This window comes from Paractinoplanes pyxinae (assembly GCF_026626335.1).
Lineage (GTDB): Bacteria > Actinomycetota > Actinomycetes > Mycobacteriales > Micromonosporaceae > Actinoplanes > Actinoplanes pyxinae.
In genome coordinates this window covers 188,272-206,767 of the sequence record NZ_JAPNTZ010000014.1, presented here as the reverse complement: position 1 = coordinate 206,767, position 18,496 = coordinate 188,272, and the positions used below count along the sequence as shown (strand labels likewise).

General features: G+C 69.5%; 21 protein-coding genes and 1 riboswitch. Of the genes, 13 read left to right on the top strand and 8 right to left on the bottom strand.

What is annotated here, in order from left to right:
- The gene (locus OWR29_RS34905; protein WP_267567736.1) at positions 1–873 is read left to right on the top strand and encodes a helix-turn-helix transcriptional regulator; all 873 of its coding nucleotides are present in this window, start codon (positions 1–3) and stop codon (positions 871–873) included.
- Here the strand turns inward: OWR29_RS34905 and OWR29_RS34900 are convergent.
- The 3 genes from OWR29_RS34900 to OWR29_RS34890 form a co-directional block, all read right to left on the bottom strand.
- Positions 827–1,567, bottom strand: coding sequence for an SDR family oxidoreductase (locus tag OWR29_RS34900; protein ID WP_267567734.1), 741 nt, complete (start codon positions 1,565–1,567; stop codon positions 827–829). The two genes, OWR29_RS34905 and OWR29_RS34900, sit on opposite strands and share 47 nt — an antisense overlap.
- A gap of 527 nt (positions 1,568–2,094) precedes the next feature.
- Entirely contained in the window at positions 2,095–2,706 is a 612-nt protein-coding gene (locus OWR29_RS34895; RefSeq protein WP_267567732.1) for an MBL fold metallo-hydrolase, read from the bottom strand.
- A 39-nt stretch (positions 2,707–2,745) separates the two neighbouring features.
- Positions 2,746–2,922, bottom strand: coding sequence for a hypothetical protein (locus OWR29_RS34890; RefSeq protein WP_267567834.1), 177 nt, complete (start codon positions 2,920–2,922; stop codon positions 2,746–2,748).
- Positions 2,923–2,928: 6 nt separating this feature from the next.
- Here OWR29_RS34890 and OWR29_RS34885 point away from each other — a divergent pair, with 6 nt between their 5' ends.
- The 6 genes from OWR29_RS34885 (at position 2,929) to OWR29_RS34860 (ending at position 7,258) form a co-directional block, all read left to right on the top strand.
- A complete protein-coding gene (locus OWR29_RS34885; protein WP_438872699.1) occupies positions 2,929–3,108 on the top strand; it encodes a response regulator transcription factor in 180 nt (59 codons plus the stop codon).
- A gap of 110 nt (positions 3,109–3,218) precedes the next feature.
- Complete coding sequence (locus OWR29_RS34880; protein ID WP_267567730.1) at positions 3,219–4,277, top strand: FecCD family ABC transporter permease; 1,059 nt, start codon at positions 3,219–3,221, stop codon at positions 4,275–4,277.
- Positions 4,274–5,233 carry an ABC transporter substrate-binding protein gene (locus tag OWR29_RS34875; RefSeq protein ID WP_267567729.1) on the top strand — a complete coding sequence of 320 codons (960 nt, stop codon included), beginning with the start codon at positions 4,274–4,276 and terminating at the stop codon, positions 5,231–5,233. The genes OWR29_RS34880 and OWR29_RS34875 overlap by 4 nt, the downstream gene beginning before the upstream one ends.
- On the top strand, positions 5,230–6,000 hold the full coding sequence (locus OWR29_RS34870; RefSeq protein WP_267567727.1) for an ABC transporter ATP-binding protein: 771 nt from the start codon (positions 5,230–5,232) through the stop codon (positions 5,998–6,000). Before OWR29_RS34875 ends, OWR29_RS34870 begins: the two co-directional genes overlap by 4 nt.
- Entirely contained in the window at positions 5,997–6,659 is a 663-nt protein-coding gene (locus OWR29_RS34865; protein ID WP_267567725.1) for a class I SAM-dependent methyltransferase, read from the top strand. The genes OWR29_RS34870 and OWR29_RS34865 overlap by 4 nt, the downstream gene beginning before the upstream one ends.
- Complete coding sequence (locus tag OWR29_RS34860) at positions 6,659–7,258, top strand: nitroreductase family protein (RefSeq protein ID WP_267567723.1); 600 nt, start codon at positions 6,659–6,661, stop codon at positions 7,256–7,258. Before OWR29_RS34865 ends, OWR29_RS34860 begins: the two co-directional genes overlap by 1 nt.
- A gap of 124 nt (positions 7,259–7,382) precedes the next feature.
- Here the strand turns inward: OWR29_RS34860 and OWR29_RS34855 are convergent, their stop codons facing one another.
- Positions 7,383–7,946, bottom strand: coding sequence for a hypothetical protein (locus tag OWR29_RS34855; RefSeq protein WP_267567722.1), 564 nt, complete (start codon positions 7,944–7,946; stop codon positions 7,383–7,385).
- 108 nt (positions 7,947–8,054) lie between these two features.
- Here OWR29_RS34855 and OWR29_RS34850 point away from each other — a divergent pair, with 108 nt between their 5' ends.
- Both OWR29_RS34850 and OWR29_RS34845 read left to right on the top strand, forming a co-directional pair.
- Entirely contained in the window at positions 8,055–8,390 is a 336-nt protein-coding gene (locus OWR29_RS34850) for a hypothetical protein (protein WP_267567832.1), read from the top strand.
- Positions 8,391–8,400: 10 nt separating this feature from the next.
- Positions 8,401–9,618 (top strand): (2Fe-2S)-binding protein, encoded by a 1,218-nt coding sequence (locus tag OWR29_RS34845; RefSeq protein WP_267567720.1) that lies wholly within the window; start codon positions 8,401–8,403, stop codon positions 9,616–9,618.
- A gap of 66 nt (positions 9,619–9,684) precedes the next feature.
- On the opposite strand, the gene OWR29_RS34840 is transcribed toward OWR29_RS34845, so the two are convergent.
- From OWR29_RS34840 to OWR29_RS34830, 3 genes are read right to left on the bottom strand one after another with little or no spacing between them, the layout of a single operon-like run.
- Positions 9,685–10,029: a restriction endonuclease gene (locus OWR29_RS34840; protein WP_267567718.1), complete on the bottom strand. Its 345-nt coding sequence runs from the start codon at positions 10,027–10,029 to the stop codon at positions 9,685–9,687.
- Between the two features lie 9 nt (positions 10,030–10,038).
- On the bottom strand, positions 10,039–11,034 hold the full coding sequence (locus tag OWR29_RS34835; RefSeq protein WP_267567717.1) for a ribonucleotide-diphosphate reductase subunit beta: 996 nt from the start codon (positions 11,032–11,034) through the stop codon (positions 10,039–10,041).
- 38 nt (positions 11,035–11,072) lie between these two features.
- Entirely contained in the window at positions 11,073–13,703 is a 2,631-nt protein-coding gene (locus tag OWR29_RS34830; RefSeq protein WP_438872698.1) for a ribonucleoside-diphosphate reductase subunit alpha, read from the bottom strand.
- 125 nt (positions 13,704–13,828) lie between these two features.
- Positions 13,829–14,040, bottom strand: a riboswitch (cobalamin riboswitch).
- Between the two features lie 85 nt (positions 14,041–14,125).
- Between OWR29_RS34830 and OWR29_RS34825 the strand changes: the two genes are divergently transcribed.
- Positions 14,126–14,539: a hypothetical protein gene (locus tag OWR29_RS34825; protein ID WP_267567715.1), complete on the top strand. Its 414-nt coding sequence runs from the start codon at positions 14,126–14,128 to the stop codon at positions 14,537–14,539.
- 74 nt (positions 14,540–14,613) lie between these two features.
- Here the strand turns inward: OWR29_RS34825 and OWR29_RS34820 are convergent, their stop codons facing one another.
- Positions 14,614–15,279: a DNA-3-methyladenine glycosylase family protein gene (locus OWR29_RS34820; RefSeq protein WP_267567713.1), complete on the bottom strand. Its 666-nt coding sequence runs from the start codon at positions 15,277–15,279 to the stop codon at positions 14,614–14,616.
- 438 nt (positions 15,280–15,717) lie between these two features.
- Here OWR29_RS34820 and OWR29_RS34815 point away from each other — a divergent pair, with 438 nt between their 5' ends.
- The 3 genes from OWR29_RS34815 (at position 15,718) to OWR29_RS34805 (ending at position 18,438) form a co-directional block, all read left to right on the top strand.
- Positions 15,718–16,107, top strand: a complete 390-nt coding sequence (locus OWR29_RS34815) for a VOC family protein (protein ID WP_267567711.1) — start codon at positions 15,718–15,720, stop codon at positions 16,105–16,107.
- Between the two features lie 89 nt (positions 16,108–16,196).
- Positions 16,197–17,627, top strand: a complete 1,431-nt coding sequence (locus OWR29_RS34810; protein WP_267567710.1) for a PepSY-associated TM helix domain-containing protein — start codon at positions 16,197–16,199, stop codon at positions 17,625–17,627.
- A gap of 172 nt (positions 17,628–17,799) precedes the next feature.
- Positions 17,800–18,438 carry an ATP-binding cassette domain-containing protein gene (locus tag OWR29_RS34805; RefSeq protein WP_267567708.1) on the top strand — a complete coding sequence of 213 codons (639 nt, stop codon included), beginning with the start codon at positions 17,800–17,802 and terminating at the stop codon, positions 18,436–18,438.
- The last annotated feature ends 58 nt before the right edge of the window (positions 18,439–18,496 follow it).

Below are 18,496 nucleotides of genomic sequence, written 5' to 3'. Positions count from 1 at the left end.
ATGGACCGCACTCTTCTCGCCGACTACCTGCGGACCCGCCGCGAGGCGTTGCAACCCGAGGACGTGGGCCTGCCGCGCGGGCAACGACGGCGGACGCGGGGACTGCGGCGGGAAGAGGTCGCGGTGCTCGCCGGCATGTCGATCGACTACTACACCCGGCTCGAGCAGCCGCGCGGGCCGCACCCCTCGGAACAGATCCTCGAGTCGCTGGCCCGGGCGCTGCGGCTCCCGCTCGAGGAGCGGGAGCATCTGTTCCGGTTGGGCGGCTACGCTACCGGTCGGCGTACGACCGATTCCGATCACATCAATCCGGGGATGCGCCGCATCTTCGACGGCCTGCAGGGCGCTGCGGCGCAGGTAGTGAGCCCCCTCGGCGAAACTCTGCTGCAGACGCCGCTATCGGTCGCGCTGATCGGCGACGAGAGCGTCCACAGTGGGCTCGCGCGCAGCAAGCACTACCGCTGGTTCACCGATCCGGCCGAGCGGCTGGCCTACCCGCCGGAGGACCGTGCCGAGCAGGGCCGGCTCATCGTGGCCGACCTGCATTCGTCGTACACCCGGGACGGAAAGGACTCCCGCGCGGGCGCGCTCGTGGCGGCGCTGCTGCGCGAGAGTCCCGAATTCGCGGCGCTGTGGCGCGAGCACCCGGTGGCCGGGCCGTACTGCGGCCAGGTGCGGCTGATCCACCCTGAGGTGGGCGCGCTCGAACTGTTCTGCCAGCGGCTGATCGACCCCGACCAGTCGCAGCAACTCGTCGTCTACACGGCGACGCCGGGAACCGAGAGCGCCGGAAAACTGGAGCTGCTCTCGGTTCTCGGCGCCTCGGCTACTTCTGGGCGGCCAGGAACTCGCGGAACGTCTGCTTCGCGATGATCGAGCCCGCCGGGCCGGTCAGCACGTCACCCTGGACGGCGGCGAACATCCCGGCGTTGTTGTCGGTCACCACCGTACGGTCGTCGCCCTTCGCGGCCCGGGCGATGCGGCCCAGCTCGTCGAGCGGGAACACCTCGGGGCCGACGATGTTCACGACGGCGTTGAGCGGCCGCCCGGCGGCGACCTTGGCCACCTCGCGCGAGATCTCGGCCGAGGCGAGCGGCTGCACGGGCGTGGCCGGCAGGTGCACGCCGTCCTCGTCGACGACCCACGACAGCACCGACTTCATGAACTCGAAGAACTGGCCGGCCCGCACGATCGACCACGGGACCGGGCCGCCCTTGAGAATTTCCTCCTGCAGCACCTTGGCCTTGTAGTAGTCGAGGCCGGGCACCTGGTCGACGCCGACGATCGACAGGATCACGGCGTGGCCGACACCCTGGCGGTCGGCCGCGGCCAGCATGTTCTCCATCGTGGTACGGAAGAACGGGATCGACTTGTCGTCGAACGTCGGCGAGTTGGTCAGGTTGACGACCACGTCGGCGCCCTTGAGGCCGGCGTCCAGCCCCTCCCCCGTGAGCAGGTCGACCCCGTTGGCCGGCGACAACGGCTCCGCGTCGTGCCCGTGCTCCCGCATCAACGTGACGACCTGCGAGCCGATCAGCCCGGTCCCACCCAGCACGGCGATCTTCATGTCCGTCACTTCCTTCGTCTAGCTGGCTCAGTTGTCAGCTTCGACCGGACAGCACCGCCTCTTGTGACATGCGACCCGCGTCACGCACGGCCCAGGGCACGAGCGCCCGGTCGCGGCGAGGAGCCCACCGACCACGTACCACCCGGGCGTTCCCCAAGTGATGCAGAGTGCGATGAGCAAGCCCGGCCCAACCGCCTCGGCCAGCCCCGCGCCCAGCCCGAAGACGCCCAGATACTGCCCCGTGCGATGCGGCGGCGCGAACGCGAAGGACACCTCGAACCCCCCCCCCCGGCCGCATGCCACAACTCCCCCAGCGTGTGAACGACGACCGCCACCACCAGCAACACGGCCGCGGCCCGGCCCGGGACCCCGGAGGTCAGGCCGACCGCCACCACGAAACCGGCGAACCCGTCGACGAGCACGAAGACAGCGGTCGCGACGGCTTGAACGACCAGCGTCACCGCGTACACCCGGCGCGCGCCGAGCCGGTCGGCCAGGTGCCCGACGGCGACGCCCAGCCCGAGCCCTTACAGCGAGGCCTGCTCGGCGGCGATTGTCGTGTCGTCGCCGTGGCCGGTGTGCACGACTGTGTCGCCGGGCAGGGCGAACAGCTTCGTGCGGATCGAGTCGACGATCACGCCGGCGTCGGAGTACGAGCGGCCGGTGGCGCCCGGGCCGCCCTGGAACAGGGTGTCGCCGGTGAAGACGCAGCCGAGGTCGGGGGCGTAGAGGCAGACGGCGCCGGGGGCGTGGCCGGGCGTGTGCAGGACGGTCAGGGCGGTGCCGCCAACCTCGATCTTCTGGCCGTCGGCGAGGTCGGCGTCCCAGGCGACCGCCGGGCCGTGGGTGAGTTCCCACAGCGGGCGGTCGTCCGGGTGCAGCAGGATCGGGGCGCCCGTGAGCTCGCGCAGCGCGGGCGCCACCCGGACGTGGTCGTCGTGGGCGTGGGTGCAGACGATGGCGCGGACCGTGCGCCCGGCCACCACGGCCAGGATCGCGTCGACGTCGTGCGGGGCGTCGATCACCACGCACTCGGCGTCGTCGCCGACCACCCAGATGTTGTTGTCGACGTCGAACGTCTGCCCGTCCAGGCTGAACGTGCCGCTGACAACGCCGTGGCCGACCTTCGCTTGCTGCATGGCTCGCCCTGATCCTTCCGCACCCGTGACCCGTCCGGCTCAGACTAGCGACCGCTCCCGTTCGGTCGAGAGCGTGCCGCCCGATTCGTCCAGGCCGGCCCGGGCGTGCACCCGGCGGGCCCAGCCGGGCGCCCACCAGTTCGCCTTGCCGGCCAGCTTCATCAGCGCCGGCACCAACGTCGCCCGGACGATGAAGGCGTCGATCAGTGCGGCCAACTCGACGTGCTGCGCCTGATGGCCCGCGGCGCCTCCAACCGCGAGATCGCCGACCGCCTGGTGCTGGCCGAGACCACCGTCAAGACCCACGTCGGCACCCTCTTCACCAAGCTCGGCGCCCGCGACCGCGCCGCCGCCATCGTCTACGCGTACGACGCCGGAATCGTCCGCCCCCACAACCCATAGGCCCCTGATCAACTGGGCCGCCCTGAGCAGGCGATGACTTTCGCCACTGTCACTACAGTGATCGCCTTGCTAGGTTGTTGCCAATAACTTGCAACAACAAAGGGGTGGCAGTGCACGACGTGCTCGGGCTGCGCGCTCAGCGCCGCCGCACGACGTTCTGGGTGACGGTGCTGGCTGCCGGGCTGGCAGTCACCGGGGTGATCGCGGTCGGCACGGGGGCGATCGCGATCGGCCCGGCCTCCGTGGCCCGCATCCTCGCCCACCAGCTGTTCGGCCTCGGCGAAGTGAACTGGGCGCCACCACAGGAAGCGATCGTCTGGCAGGTGCGGTTCCCGCGCGTGCTGCTCGGCATGCTGGTCGGCGCGGGGCTCGCCGTCTGCGGTGTCGCCCTGCAAGCCATGGTCCGCAACGTGCTCGCCGACCCTTACCTGCTGGGCATCAACTCCGGCGCCTCCAGCGGCGCCGCGGCGGCCATCCTCTTCGGGGCGGGTGCCGGCTTCGGCCAGTACGCGTTGTCGGCCAGCGCCTTCCTCGGAGCGCTGGCCGCCTCCCTGCTGGTGTTCCTCATCGCGCGCAGCGGCGGCCGGGTCACCTCGATCCGGCTGCTGCTGGCCGGGGTCGCCGTCGGCTACGCCCTCTACGCCACCACCAGCTTCCTCATCTTCGCCTCGGGCTCGGCCGAGGGCGCCCGCTCGGTGATCTTCTGGCTGCTCGGGTCGCTCGGCCTGGCCCACTGGGACGCGTTGCTGCTGATAGCGGCAGCCGTCATCGGCGGTACGGCGATCTATCTGACCGTGTCCGGCCGGCGGCTCGACGCCCTGGCGGTCGGCGACGAGACCGCCCACACCCTCGGCGTGAACCCCGACCGGTTCCGGATCCGGCTGCTGGTCATCGTCTCGCTCTGCGTCGGCGTGCTCGTCTCCGCGGCGGGCAGCATCGGCTTCGTCGGGCTCGTCGTGCCGCATCTGGCCCGCCGCCTCGTCGGCGCCCCGCACGTACGCGTGGTGCCGGTCGCCGCCCTGCTCGGCGCGATCCTGCTCGTCTGGGCCGACGTGATCGCGCGCGTGCTACTCGCCCCGCAAGAGATCCCCATCGGCATCATCACCGCGCTGCTCGGCGCCCCGTTCCTGCTCGTCCTCATCCGCCGGCTGCACGGAGGCACCGCATGAAGAAGATCGCCGTCCTGTCCGCTGTTCTGCTGGTCGCCGCCGGGTGCGGGGCCACCGATGACGGCGCCGCCAGTGAGGCCGGCGCCGGCTACCCGCTGACGGTCAAGAACTGCGGCGTCGACGTCACCTTCGACAAGGCCCCCGAACGGACCGTGCTGCTCAAGAGCGCCGCCGTGCCCTACCTGCACGACCTCGGCGTACTCGACCGCGTGACCGCCCGCGCCGGGCAGTACCCGAAGGAGTACTACGACGACGCGACGTTGGCCGCACTCGACAAGATCCCGCTGCTCACCGACAAGACCGACACCAGCGGCCACCTGCAGATCTCCAAAGAGGTCGTGATCAGCCAGCAGCCCGACCTCGTGTTCGGCGAAGTCGACAACCTGTCCCGCGACACCCTTTCGGCCGTCGACATTCCGCTGCTCGAAGAGCCCGCCATGTGCGCGAACAACACGTCAGTGCCGAGCTTCGACGACATCTACCGCCAGCTCGACACGTACGGAAGGGTCTTCTCGAAGCCTGAGCAGGCGACCACCGCCGCCGCCGAACTGAAGGAGCGCGTCGGCAAGGTTGAAAAGGTTGGCGATGGGCGTACGGCGGCGGTGCTCTACCCGACGGTCGGCGGCGGCGTCACCTACGCGTACGGGTCGACCAGCATGGCGCACCCGCAGCTCGAGGCGGCCGGGTTCACCAACGTGTTCGGCGAGAGCAAGGAGCGCGTCTTCGAAGTGACGCTCGAGGAGCTGCTCGGCCGCAACCCCGACGTGCTGATCCTGCTCTACGGCGACGGCGACCCGGCGAAAGTCGAGCAGGCGGTCACCAGCCTGCCCGGAGCCGAAAAACTCAAAGCCGTGCAGAACAAGCAGATCCTGACCCAGCTGTTCAACTTCACCGAGCCCCCGTCGCCGCTGTCGGTCGACGGCCTCGAGCGGATCGCTTCCCGGTTCGCTTCGTGATCAGCGCCTCCGGAGTCTCGTGGCGCTACGGGGCCAGCCCGGTGATCGACGGCGTCAGCGTGACCGCCCGGCCGGGTCGCGTGCTCGGGCTCATCGGTCCCAACGGCAGCGGCAAGACCACCCTGCTACGGCTGCTCTACGGCGCCTTGCGCAGCCCCACCGGCGCGGTCACGGTCGACGACGACCCGCTGCGGTCGTTGACGCCGCGCGAGTCCGCGCTGCGCATGGCCGTGGTGGTGCAGGAGACCGGCGGCGAAACGGCGCTCACAGTGGCCGAGATGGTGCTGCTCGGCCGCGGGCCGCACCTGTCGACGTTCCAGCGCACGAGCCGCGACGATCACGAGATCGCCGCCCGCTGCCTGGCCCGCGTCGGCGCCACCCACCTCGGACCGCGCCCGTTCAGCGGCCTGTCCGGCGGCGAACGCCAACGCGTGCTCATCGCCCGTGCTCTCGCTCAGCAGGCCACCCATCTGCTGCTCGACGAGCCCACCAACCACCTCGACATCCGCTACCAGCACGAGGTTCTGGGCCTGGTCCGCGGGCTCGGCACCTGCTCGGTCGTGGTGCTGCACGACCTCAACCTGGCCGCCCGCTACTGCGACGACCTCGTGCTGCTCGGCTCGGGCGGGGTCGCGGCGGCGGGGCCGGTCGACGAGGTGCTCGATCCGGTGATCCTCGAACCCGTCTACGGCATCGGCATCAAGCGCCTCGACCTCGACGGCCATCTGCACCTGCTGTTCCACCCATTCCACGAGGAGGCCGCATGACTGCCCAGAACCAGATCAACGACTACTGGACCGGCCGCGCCCCCAGCTACGCCGAATATCAGCTGCAGCCCGACCGGCTGGGCGACGACATCGAGGCCTGGTCGAATGTGTGGGCCGGCGCCCTCCCGGCTGCACCCCTGGACGTTCTTGACGTCGGCACCGGCAGCGGCCAGGTCGCCTCGATCCTGGCCGGGCTCGGGCACCGGGTCACGGGCATCGACCTGGCCCCCGGCATGCTCGAACAGGCCCGTTCCTCGTACGGGAACGTCGATTTTCGCCTCGGTGACGCCGTCGAGCCCGCGTTCGCCGACGGCAGTCTCGAGGCGGTGACCGGCCGATACGTCATGTGGACGCTGCGCGACCCCGATCTGGCCGTGAAGAACTGGATCCGTCTGCTGCGCCCCGGCGGCACGATCGCCGTGGTCGACAGCACCTGGTTCCCGGACGGCCTGCAACCCTTCTATGACGCCTCGGTGTGGGAGGCCTTGCCGCTCGCGCAGGCCACCGACATCAACCAGACCGCCGTGGTCCTCTCCCGAGCAGGCCTGGCCGATGTCACCGTCACTCCGCTGACTGCCATCCATGCGCTGGACGAGAAGTACGGGGTCGCGCCCGGCCACGAGGTCCAGATGCAGTACCTGATCACCGGGCGGGCCTGATGAAATTCCGCGAGGTGCTGCGCGGCCGGCGCATGGTTCGCAACTACCGCACCGACACCGTGCCGGACGATGTGCTCGAACGCGTCGTCAAGGTCGTGCACCGCGCCCCCAGCGCCGGTTTCAGCCAGGGCCACCGCCTGGTCGTAGTCACCGACCCGGCCGTACGGGCGGCGCTGGCCGCCGTGGCCGAACCCTGGTATCTGGCCAACGGCTTCGAGCCGTGGATCTCGCAGGCCCCGGTGCAGATCGTCCTCGGCATCCGCGAGCAGTCCTACCACGAGCGCTACACCGAGACCGACAAGCTGGAAGACGACGGCGAGGAGATCCCATGGCCCGTCCCGTTCTGGTGGTTCGACTCCGGCGCCCTGTTCACGCTGCTGCAACTGGCCGCGGCCAATGAGGGCCTGGCCAGCGGTTTCTACAGCCCCGCCCCGCCCGAGGAACTGGCCGCCCTGGCCGCGGCGGCCGGCCTGCCCGACGATGTCGCCGTCGCCGGAGTCATCACGCTCGGCTACCCAGCCGACGACCCGGCTGTACCCACCGCCAAACTCGCCAAGCGCCGCAAACCGATCGACGACCTGGTCAGCTGGCGACGCTGATGGGCGCCCCGGTTCGTGGATCATCGCCCCAGGGCGCCCTCACAGCCGGAACGCCGGGTCACGGCCACGCAACACCCGTTCCTGAGGCCATCATTCCGTAGTTGCCAAGTCCTGGCAACAAGGCTCAAGAGGTGACGCGAGCAGTGAAGGTCAGCGGTGGTCCGGTTCCGGTGTGCGCCACAACGGTGAAATCGGTGCGCCGGCCCGGCACCAAGGGCACCGCGGCCAAGGCCAGGGCCGGCGAAAGCACCTGGGCCACGACCGGCTGCCCCGGTCCAGCGACGACGGTCCACGAGCGGACCGGGCCCAGCGCCTCCCCCGCGCAGAGATGCAGCAGCGCGGTGCCGTTGCGCACCGGCTCGGCCCGGACGAGCAACTGCCGACCACCGGCATAGGCGGCGGTCGACGTCCGTACGGGGCAAGGGCCTTTCGCTTTCGTCGGCGTGATGTACGCGCCGGTCAGGAGCAGTGTCGCGGCGGTGAGCACAACGCTCAGGCAGGCCACGACAGCGAGGAGGCCTCGGCGCGAGCGCTCAGGTGGGGCCACGTTCGCGTGCGTACGTACGAGAAGCAGGCCGCTGGGACCGTGCCGCACGGTGAGCGTGCTCCGGGGCACGACGTCCTGCCGCCGGCGCCGAGCGTGGCAGAAGCGAGTGCGCGCCGCCGGCCCGTACTCCCTGTTCTCCATGCCCGGGTAGTCGGTGCGCCGGCCTCGTTGGTTCCGCGCTGGCTACCGTAGGGATCTTCACCTTCAACTGCAGGGAGACACGTGAGCGAGACCGCCGAGGGCTGCACGGTGACCGTGTGCCGCGACTGCTGCTGCGGCAACGCGCTCAAGCATCCGTCGCTCGACCACGACGCCCAGCTCGAACGCTTGGGCGCCGCCTTGGCTCCGGACCATCGCGTACGCCGCAGCCAGTGCCTGGACGTCTGCGCCGAGGCCAACGTCATGGTCGTGCATCCCACACCCACAGCGCGGCGGCAGGGCGCCACGCCCGTGTGGTTCGGCCTGGTGCTCAGCCCCGCCATCGAGCAGGACCTGATCGCCTGGGTCCGAGCCGGCGGCCCCGGCACCGCGGACATCCCGCCGATGCTCGACCTGTCCGTCATACCGGCCCCCGGCCGGTCATAGAGTGGACGCCGTGCCGAGTTCCGAGGTCGACGCCCGTACGGCGTTGGAGGCGGCGGCCGAGCTCGGGCCTTACTTCGCCTGGCAGCCCAGGGACGCCGACGCCGGATGGCGCCCCTTCGCCGACCTGCTCGAGCCTTCCGTGGTGGCCGAGCGGGTCCGGGCCGGCCAACGTGTGCTCATGCGCATGTCGGGCCGGAGCAGCGACGAGATCGACGAACGGGTGGTCGCCTCCACGGTCTTCCTGGGCTTGGCCTCGCGCCTGCTCTCACCGTTGCTGGCCGCCGCCGCCCTCACGCGAGTGGTTCCCCTGGCCACTCCGGACCACCTGTGGTGGCGTCCCACCGAAACCGGCCCGATGCCTATCGCGTACGAGCATCTGAGCGCAATCAGACTCCCAGCCGCAGCCTCCGAGGTCGGCCGGCCCGCGAACGACCAAGCGCCCACCACCGGGCCGCCCGCCGCAACCAACCTTCCCGGCGTGCCCAGGCCGGGAGCCGCAGACGATCAACCGACTGCAACCGAACAGGCCTACGCCCACACCCTTCCCAGCGTGGCCGGGCCGGGAGCCGCAGACGATCATCCGCGCGCAACCGGACAGGTCGCCGCAACCAACGTCCCCGGCGTGCCCGCGCCGGGAGCGGCAGATGACCGACCACCCGCAACCGGACAGTTCGCCCCAGCCGACCTTCCGGGCGTGCCCCGGCCGGGAGGTGCAGGCAACCGACCGCGCGCAACCGAAAAGGCCGCCGCAGCCATCATTCCCGGCGCAAACAGACAGCCAGCCATAGGCAATCCGATACTGCCGACCACGCCCGTCGGCGCCACCGAACAGATGGACGCAGCCGAGCTTCTTTCCCGAACCGCGGTCAGCAACCTCGTAGGCCCGGTGCTGGAGGCGTTCCGCGAGCGCTTCGTCCTGTCCCCACAGGTGATGTGGGGCAATGTGGCGTCAGCACTCGGCGGTGCGGCCGGAATGATCGCCGACCACGTGACCGCCCCGGCCGCGGCCGGGGCGAGCGCGGCAATCGTCGCCGGGATGCTGGCGCGGGGCCCCTTGACCGGCACCGCCTCGCTCGAGCGCCCCGATCCACGACGGGCCCGCTGGTTCCTGGTCCGCAACAACTGCTGCCTCTACTACCGCCTCCCCGGCGGCGGCACCTGCGGCGACTGCATACTGACGCCAGACGCAGTCCGCCGCCGACACTGGCAACGGATGCTCAACCACTAACCGCGGCCGCCAGGCTCGATGCACGCCGCCAAGCCGACGCGAGCCGTCGCGGTCCGGCCGTCAGGGTTAACGCTGCTGAGCGGCCCACCAGGACAGGCTGCCGGCGTCGACGAGCGTGACACCGGCCTGAGCGGCCGCCTCCAGCAGCGGGCTGGGCGAGTCCGTGCCGAGCACCAGCATGGTGACCTCGGCGCGGCGCATCCGCCGGGCACTGTCGGCGAAGCGATGGACGTCGGCCGGGGTGAGCCGGGCCGGATCGTGGTGGCAGCGCAGCAGCCACCGCCGGCCGTCCACGCCGACCGCGACTACATCTGTCCCAAGGTGGCCCATAGCGGCGGTCACGGTGACCTGCCGCCAGCCACCGGCGCGCATCAGGGCGGCGACGCGACCGGTGAGCCGACGGTCAGTCATCCCCACCCGTCAGAAGTCGTCGTCGAAGCTGACGGTTCCGGTCACGCCGACCTGGTAGGCCGAGACGCGGCGCTCGAAGAAGTTCGAAAGCTCCTGGACGTCCTGCAGCTCCATGAAGGCGAACGGGTTCCTGCTGCCATAGAGTTGCGCGATACCGAGCGCTTGCAGTCGGCGATCGGCCACATGTTGCAAGTACTCGCGCATATCGCTCAACGACAGACCGGACACACCTTGCTCGAGGATGTCCGCGGCGAACTGCACCTCACACTCGACGGCCTCGGACAGCATGTCCCGGACCTGCCGCTCCATCTCGGCGTCGAACAGGTCGGGTTCCTCCTGGCGGACGGTGTCGACCACGTCGAAGGCGAACGCCATGTGCATGCTCTCGTCGCGGAAGACCCAGTTGGTGCCCGACGCAAGCCCGTTCAGCAGCCCACGCGAGCGCAGGAAATACACGTACGCGAAAGCGCCGTAGAAGAACAGCCCTTCGATGCACGCGGCGAAACAGATCACGTTGAGCAGGAATGTCCGACGGTCCTCCCGCGTCTTGAGCTCGCGCATCTCATAGATCGAGTCGATCCACTTGAAGCAGAACTCGGCCTTACGCGCGATCGACGGAATGTTCTCGACGGCCGCGAACGCCGCAAACCGTTCGTCTTCGTTCGGAACGTACGTGTCGAGCAGGTTCAAATAGAACTGGACATGCACAGCCTCCTCGAACAACTGCCGCGACAGGTACAGCCGGCCCTCGGGCGAGTTGACGTGCTGATAGAGATTGAGCACCAGGTTGTTGGCCACGATCGTGTCCCCGGTGGCGAAGAACGCGACCAGCCTGCTCACCAGGTGCTGCTCAGCCGGCGACAGCTTGGCCAGATCAGCGAGGTCCGAGTGCAGGTCGACCTCCTCGACCGTCCAGGTGTTCTTGATCGCGTCCTTGAACCGGTCGAAGAACTGCGGATAGCGCATAGGCCGCAACGTGAGATCCATACCGGGATCGAGCAACATCCGACGCTCAACGGCAACGCGCGGTTCGGGAACGGTGGTCACTGGCAGGCCTCGCAGGTCTCAGGGTTTTCCAAGGAGCAGGCAAGCGCTTCGGCGTCGCTCATTACACCCACTGTCGGCAGCGAGTTGAGCCCACCGACCGCCGCCACCGACGAGCTGGCCGTGAGCGACGTCGGCGCACCGGCGGTAACCGTCGTCCGCGCGCCTGTGAACGGCAACGTCGGCGCACCGGCGGCGACCGTCGTCGGCGTACTGGCGGACGGCGACATCAACGCACCACCGGTAACCGTCGTCACCACACCGGCGGCAGCCGTCGTCGGTGGCTCGGCGGACGGGGACGTCGGCGTGCCGGCGGTGGCCGTCGCCGGGGTGGCGGCGGTTGTCGGGGCGACGGAGACGGTCGCTTGCTGGATGCGCGTGGCGGGGCGTGAGCGCAGGTAGTACGACGTCTTCAGGCCGGCCTTCCAGGCGTACAGGTACATCGACGACAGCTTGCCGATGGTGGGCGCACTCAGAAACAAGTTGAGCGACTGTGACTGATCGATGAAGGGCGCACGCGCTGCGGCCAGATCGATCAATGCCTTCTGCGGCAGTTCCCACGCCGTGCGGAACAGTTCGCGCACGTCGTCGGGCAGTTCGGCGATGCCCTGCACTGAGCCTTCGGCCCGCTTGATCTGCTCGCGGATGGCCCCCGTCCACAGGCCGCGCGCCTTCAGCTCGCGTACGAGATAGGTGTTGATCTGCAGGAACTCGCCGGACATGGTCTCGCGCTTGAACAGGTTGGACACCTGCGGCTCGATGCATTCGTAGCAGCCGGCGATCGACGCGATGGTGGCCGTCGGGGCGATCGCGACGAGCAACGAGTTGCGCAGACCGCTCGTTCGTGCACGATCGCGCACGTTCGTCCATCGTTCGGTTTGCGCAGGCGTCGCTCCCCACAGATCCGGGTGAAGATCGCCGTTCGCCGCGCGCGTTTCGGCGTACGCGGGGTGCGGTCCGAACTTTTCGGCGAGGTCGGCCGACACCTCGAGCGCGGTCAGGAAGATCTCTTCCTGGACGCGGGTGGACAGCTCACGCGCCTGGTCGGAGTCGAACGGCAGCCGCAGCGTGAAGAAGGCATCTTGCAGGCCCATCAGCCCCAAGCCGACCGGCCGCCAGCGCGGGTTGGACGCGGCCGCCTGCGCGGACGGGTAGAAGTTGATGTCGATGACGCGGTCGAGGAAGACGACCGCCGTACGGACAGTTTCGCGCAACTTCGTCCAGTCGACGCCGTCGGCGGTGACGTGCGCGCCCAGGTTGATCGAGCCGAGGTTGCACACGGCCGTCTCGTCGTCGCTGTTCACCTCGAGGATCTCGGTGCACAGGTTCGACAGGTGGATCGTGTTGCCGGGCGCGCCGGTCTGGTTGGACAACGCGTTCGAACGGTCCTTGAACGTCATCCAGCCGTTGCCGGTCTGCGCAAGTGTGCGCATCATCCGCCCGTACAGGTCGCGGGCCTTGACCTTCTTGACGGCCTTCTTCTCGGCGTTGAGATAGGCGGCATCGAATGCCTCGCCGAACAGGTCCGGCAGTTCGGGTGCGTCGGACGGGCCGATCAGCGACCAGTCGCCGTCGGCCTCGACGCGGCGCATGAACTCGTCCGGGATCCAGTTGGCCAAGTTCAAATTGTGCGTACGCCGTGATTCCTCGCCGGTGTTGTCGCGCAACTCGAGGAACTCCTCGACGTCCGGGTGCCACGGCTCGAGATAGACGCAAGCCGCGCCCTTGCGCCGACCGCCCTGGTTGACCGCGGCCACCCCGGCGTCGAGCGTCTTGAGGAACGGGACGATGCCGTTCGACTTGCCGTTAGTGCCCCGGATGAGCGCGCCCCGGCCACGCACCCGCGACCACGCGATGCCGATCCCGCCGGAGAACTTGGACAGCTTCGCCACCTGGTGGTAGCGCTCGTAGATGGAGTCCAGCTCGTCGCGCGGCGAGTCGACCAGGAAGCACGACGACATCTGCGTGTGCCGGGTGCCGGAGTTGAACAGCGTCGGCGAGCTGGGCAGGTAGGCCAGCGACGACATCAGCCGGTAGAAGCCGATCGCCTCGGCCGGCGTCGTACTCAAACCGCACGCCACGCGCAGCAGGAAGTACTGCGGTGTCTCGACGACAGTGCGCGCTTGCGGATGCCGCAGCAGATAACGGTCGGCCACCGTGCGCAGTCCGAAGTACTCGAACCGCAGGTCGCCGTCGGCATCGACAGCTTCGTCCAACTCTTGCGCGTTTTTCTGCACGAAAGTGGCCGTTTCGTCGCCGATCAGGCCGTGCGAGTGCGCGTTTCTGATCGCTTGGCTGAAACTGTGCACTTCTTGCAGGCGCACTTCCTGATCAACATACGCGGCGAGCAGACGCGCGGCGAGCTTCGAGTACTGTGGCTCCTCGCCGATCAGTTCGGCCGCCGTCTGGATGGACAGCTTGTCGAGCTCCGCCGTCGTGGCGCCGTCGTACAGGCCGCTGATCGTCTTGGTCGCCACGCGCAGCGGGTCCACCTCGTCGAGGTCGGCCACCCACCGCTCGACGGCCTTGACGATCTTGTTGACGTCGACCGTTTCCAGATCGCCGTTGCGCTTGCGGACCCGCATAACGTGCCGGCGCTGTTCCGGCACGGAAGCCTGCGTGATCGTCATGTCCCCCTCTTTCACGCCTTCGCGAGGTCGTGAAGCGCGCAGGGGGACGCCACCGGCAGCGGCGTGAGCCGGGCCGGCTGATGGCGTGGGCCGTCCCGCGCGGCCTCCGACCACCGCACGCCACGGCGGCGTGCGGTGCGCTGGCAGGTCTTCGGACTCGTGGGCGCGTTGCACCAGGCCTACTGGCCGTCGCTTCCCAGGCGTCGTTCAACGCCCAGTGCTGTATGACGGCGGTCGTTCCCACTCACCGCTGCGGGGCAGTCCCGGATTCACACCGGGTTCCCTCTTGCCTCGATCACCGCAGGACGATGATCGAACCAGCTGCGAGAGCCACCATATATGGACGGCCACCACCGAACGCAACACCACATGCTGTGCCCGGCGTGTCGTGACGCCCTCCTCACCGACGGCAAGCACCCGACGTGCCCATCCACCGGGACGACGGGCTTCCGCTTCCGGGAAGCCCGAACGAGCAACAAGCGGAAGTGAGCGGCAAGCAACAGGCAACCAACGACAACCAACGACCAACGCGCTGCAAGCGACAAGCACGCGCAACAAGCGACGGCCGCCGCGCAACAACGACGACAGTCGCGCAACACCCGACGGCCAACGCGCGGCAGGCGACAAAGATCGCGCATCAACCGACGACCATCGCACAACTACCCACAGGGCCGGAAGCGATAGGAAACGCGCAACAGGCAACGACCAACACGCGACAAGCAACAGTCGACGAACAACGCGCAGCAAGCGACACCGACGAGCGACAGCGCCGCGACAACGACAACGACAACGACAACGACAACGACAACGACAACGGAACCTCGTCGACGAACTAGCGCGTGGGCAAGCAGGGACGACACTCGAAAGCCGATGGGGAAGCAGGCAGGCGGTCGGCGAGTCGGCTACTGCGTCAGCCGGCGACTGGGATGGGGGTCGTCTCGAGGCTGCGCCAGAGGTACATGGAGGCGCGAGTTCGGTGGGGGCGCCAGGCCTCGCCCATGCGGGTCACGTCTGCGGCCGCGGGCAGGGCGGGTAGGCCGTACTGGTCGCGCACCGCCTTGCGGATGCCCAGGTCGTTGGCGGGTAGCACGTCGGGGCGGTGAAGGGTGAAGAGCAGGAACACGCCGGCGGTCCAGTCGCCGATGCCGGGCACGGCTGTTAGGCGTGCGCGGATCTCGTCGTCGCTCAGTGAAGGCAGGGTGGCCAGGTCCAGCGCGCCCGACTCCAGGTGCTCGGCCAGCGCCCGCATGGCCCGCGTCTTGGCGTGCGACAGGCCGGCCGTGACCCGCAGTTCGTCGGGATCGGCGGCGAGCAGGGCCGCGGGCGACGGAACCTGCCCACCGAACTGCCCGAGGACACGGTCGTACATCGCTCGGGCCGCCCGGGTCGAGAACTGCTGACTGACAATGGCCAGGATGAGCGACCCGAACAAGTCGGTCCCGGCCTCGACCGTCGAGAGCGGCCCCAGACGCTGAATCAGGCCGCCCAGGACAGGGTCGGCGTCGGCCAGGTGTCGATCGGCGTCGTCCAGTGGCGTGCCGTCGGCATAACCCGTCGGGCGTTCCGGGTCCGTCATGGTCCGAACCGTACCTCCGAGCCACCCGTTCACACTGGCTGACGCCCATCGGGCCAACTCGGCGCAGTCCGCCGGGCGATCCGGACCCGTCACGGCCCGAACCAAAACCGCCGACCCAGCCGCTCACACCGGCCCACGCCCACCGCGCCAACCCGGCACAACCCGCCGGGCGATCCAGGCCCGTCACGGTCGAACCGTGCCGTCGATGCGGCCGTCCGCAGCGACCCACGCCCACCGCGCCAACGAGGTGTGGCGGATCGCCATGAACAGAACCGCCGGCCGGGCCGGTCGTGCCGTTCGCATGGCCGCTGCCCCGGGCCACGCGCAAGGCGACCTGGACCGGCCTTCTTGAACCGTCTACCACGTTCGTGATGGATGCCCCACGGCGGCTCGGTGTTGTGGTTCTCTGGCTGGAAACACCGGAACGGAGGAATCGACGTGACTCTGGCAGTGAACGCGATCGTCCTGGCCGTGAAGGATTTCGACCGGGCCAAGGACTTTTACGGCAAAGGCCTGGGCGCCGAGCCGATTCAGGACTACCCGGGCTTCGTTATGTTCCGCCTCGGCGAGGGCTCTTCGCCGCTGGCGATCTACAACCGTGAGACGGCGGCGCAAGAGGCCGGTGTGCCCTCGGAAGGCAGCGGCTACCGCGCATTCTCCTTACACCACCTCGTTTCCGACCGCACCGAGGTCGACGAGATCATGGCCCGGGCCGAGTCGGCCGGCGCCACTGTCGTGAAGCCGGCTGAGGCCGCGCAGTGGGGCGGTTACTTCGGCTACTTCGCCGACCCGGACGGCAACCTGTGGAAGGTCGCCACCAACTCCTGACAGATCGCTGGGAACTAACTCGGGCCGGGGGACGACCACAGGACGGCACCATCCCCAATGTCGTCGTGGACCCCCGGAACGAGGAGCCCATGTCCGCCGTCCCCGAAACACAGGTCAAGCCGGCCCCCTCCCCCAGGCCGGAACGAAAGTCCAGCGGCTTCGGTGCGCTGCTCTTACGCCTGCACTTCTACGCGGGCATCTTCGTGGCGCCTTTCCTGTTCGTGGCCGCGCTCACCGGGCTCGCCTACACGGTCACGCCGCAGCTCGACAGCCTCGTCTACAGCAACGAGCTGACCGTGGCCAGCACCGACGGCACCCCGCGCCCGCTGGCCGAGCAGGTGGCGGCGGCCCGCCAGTCCCACCCCGAGGGCGAGATCGCGACAATCCGGCCCGGCGAGGGCGACGGCACCACGCAGATCGACTTCAACGTGCCCGAGCTGACCAACGACCGGCAGCACACCGTCTACGTCGACCCGTACACGGCCGAGGTGAAGGGCCAGCTCACCACCTGGTTCTCCTACACGCCGCTCAAGACGTGGTTCGACGACTTCCACCGCAACCTGCAGCTGGGCGACCTCGGGCGGCACTACTCCGAATTCGCGGCGAGCTGGCTGGCGATCATCGCGCTCGGCGGGCTGGCGCTCTGGTGGCGGCGGCAGCGGGGGAACCGTACGGCGAAAAAGCTCTTGGCCCCGGATCTGGCTGCTCGCAAGGGTGTGCGGCGCACGCGGAGCTTCCACGCCGCGACCGGCGTCTGGCTGACCGTCGGACTGCTGTTCCTGTCGGCCACCGGGCTGACCTGGTCGCGGTACGCGGGCGAGAACTTCGGCGCGGCGCTGGACGCTCTTGATTCGCGGACGCCGTCGCTCGCCACCGGCGTCGAGGCGCCCAGCGGTGGTCATCATGGCGGCGCGTCCGGAGCGGTGGCGTTCGATCCGACCACTGTGGACGCTGTGGTCACGGTGGCCCGCGACAACGGCCTCGACGGGCCGATCGAGCTGAGCGTGCCCGCCGACGCCGCGACGGCTTGGACGGTCGCGCAGAACGACTCCGAATTTCCCGTACGCAAGGACAGCATCGCCGTCGACGCGGCGAGCAGCACCGTGGTCGACCGGAGCGATTTCGCCGACTACCCGTTGCTGGCCAAGCTCACCAGCCTGGGCGTGAGCGCGCACATGGGCATGCTGTTCGGCATCTTCAACCAGATCCTGCTGGCCCTGCTGGCGATCGGCCTGCTCAGCGTCATCGTCTGGGGCTACCGCATGTGGTGGCAGCGCCGGCCCACCCGCCGCGGCTCGCTGGTCGGCACTCCCCCGGTCCGGCGCGGCGCCTGGCAGAACCTGCCGCCGTGGGCCATCGCGGTCGGCGTCCCGGCCGTGATCGCGCTGGGCTGGGTGGTGCCGATGTTCGGCATCCCCCTGGCGGCGTTCCTGCTGGCCGACATCGCCGTCGGCGCGTGGCGTACCCGGCCGGGCCGAGGGCCCTCGATCCCGGTGTCCCCGCCGCCGGCCGGGAGCTGAGACAAGCCGGCAGCCGAGACGGGCCGACAGCCGAGACGAACCGGCAGCCGAGACGGGCCGGCAGCCGAGACGGGCCGACAGCGGAGACGGGCCGACAGCGGAGACCCCCGCCCGCCCACCGGCCGGTAGCTGAGGACTCCGCCCGGCCGCCGGTTCGGGCAGGATGGGCGGGGTGACGACCGCGGATCTCGTACGCCTGGAAGCGGTGACCCACCAGCGCGGCCCGACGGCTGTGCTGAGCGAGGTCAGCCTGGCCCTGCCACCGGCCCGGCTTGCCGTTCTGGCGGGCCGGTCCGGCTCCGGCAAGTCGACCCTGCTGCACCTGGTGGCCGGCATCATGGCGCCGACCCGCGGCGAAGTGACGGTCGCGGACAAGGCGGCCACGACAGTGCACGACTGGGGGCAGGTGGCGCTGCTCCCCCAGCGTCCTGCCCTCACCCCCGAGCTGACGGTGGCCGAGAACGCGCACCTGCCCGCCCGGCTGCGCGGCCGCGACCCCGACCCCGAGTTGCTGACCCGCCTGGGCCTCGACGCGCTGGCCGCCCGCCCGGCCCACGACACTTCCCTGGGCGAGCAACAACGAACGGCATTGGCCCGTACGCTCGTGCTGAACCCCGCGGTGGCGCTGCTCGACGAGCCGACCGCCCACCAGGACGACGAGCATGTCGCCCTGGTCCTCTCCGCGCTGACCGCCGCGGTCGCCGCTGGCACGCTGGTGCTGGTCGCCACCCACGACCAGCGCATCATCGATCTCGCCGATGACCTGCTACCCCTGCGCTCGGGCCGCCTGCTGGAGCAGCCGGCCCCCTGAACGGGGTACGCCCTGAGGCCGACCCCGACCGGCGGCAAGCCCGCCGGAAGACCGATGG

Excerpts from the sequence above, each read along its gene's own strand:
- OWR29_RS34905 (WP_267567736.1), top strand. The coding sequence starts at position 1 with ATGGACCGCACTCTTCTCGCCGACTACCTGCGGACCCGCCGCGAGGCG.
- OWR29_RS34835 (WP_267567717.1), bottom strand. The coding sequence starts at position 11,034 with ATGTTGCTCGATCCCGGTATGGATCTCACGTTGCGGCCTATGCGCTAT.
- OWR29_RS34860 (WP_267567723.1), top strand. The coding sequence starts at position 6,659 with ATGAAATTCCGCGAGGTGCTGCGCGGCCGGCGCATGGTTCGCAACTAC.
- OWR29_RS34900 (WP_267567734.1), bottom strand. The coding sequence starts at position 1,567 with ATGAAGATCGCCGTGCTGGGTGGGACCGGGCTGATCGGCTCGCAGGTC.
- OWR29_RS34865 (WP_267567725.1), top strand. The coding sequence starts at position 5,997 with ATGACTGCCCAGAACCAGATCAACGACTACTGGACCGGCCGCGCCCCC.
- OWR29_RS34895 (WP_267567732.1), bottom strand. The coding sequence starts at position 2,706 with ATGCAGCAAGCGAAGGTCGGCCACGGCGTTGTCAGCGGCACGTTCAGC.
- OWR29_RS34840 (WP_267567718.1), bottom strand. The coding sequence starts at position 10,029 with ATGACTGACCGTCGGCTCACCGGTCGCGTCGCCGCCCTGATGCGCGCC.
- OWR29_RS34820 (WP_267567713.1), bottom strand. The coding sequence starts at position 15,279 with ATGACGGACCCGGAACGCCCGACGGGTTATGCCGACGGCACGCCACTG.
- OWR29_RS34875 (WP_267567729.1), top strand. The coding sequence starts at position 4,274 with ATGAAGAAGATCGCCGTCCTGTCCGCTGTTCTGCTGGTCGCCGCCGGG.
- OWR29_RS34830 (WP_438872698.1), bottom strand. The coding sequence starts at position 13,703 with ATGACGATCACGCAGGCTTCCGTGCCGGAACAGCGCCGGCACGTTATG.
- OWR29_RS34855 (WP_267567722.1), bottom strand. The coding sequence starts at position 7,946 with ATGGAGAACAGGGAGTACGGGCCGGCGGCGCGCACTCGCTTCTGCCAC.
- OWR29_RS34810 (WP_267567710.1), top strand. The coding sequence starts at position 16,197 with ATGTCCGCCGTCCCCGAAACACAGGTCAAGCCGGCCCCCTCCCCCAGG.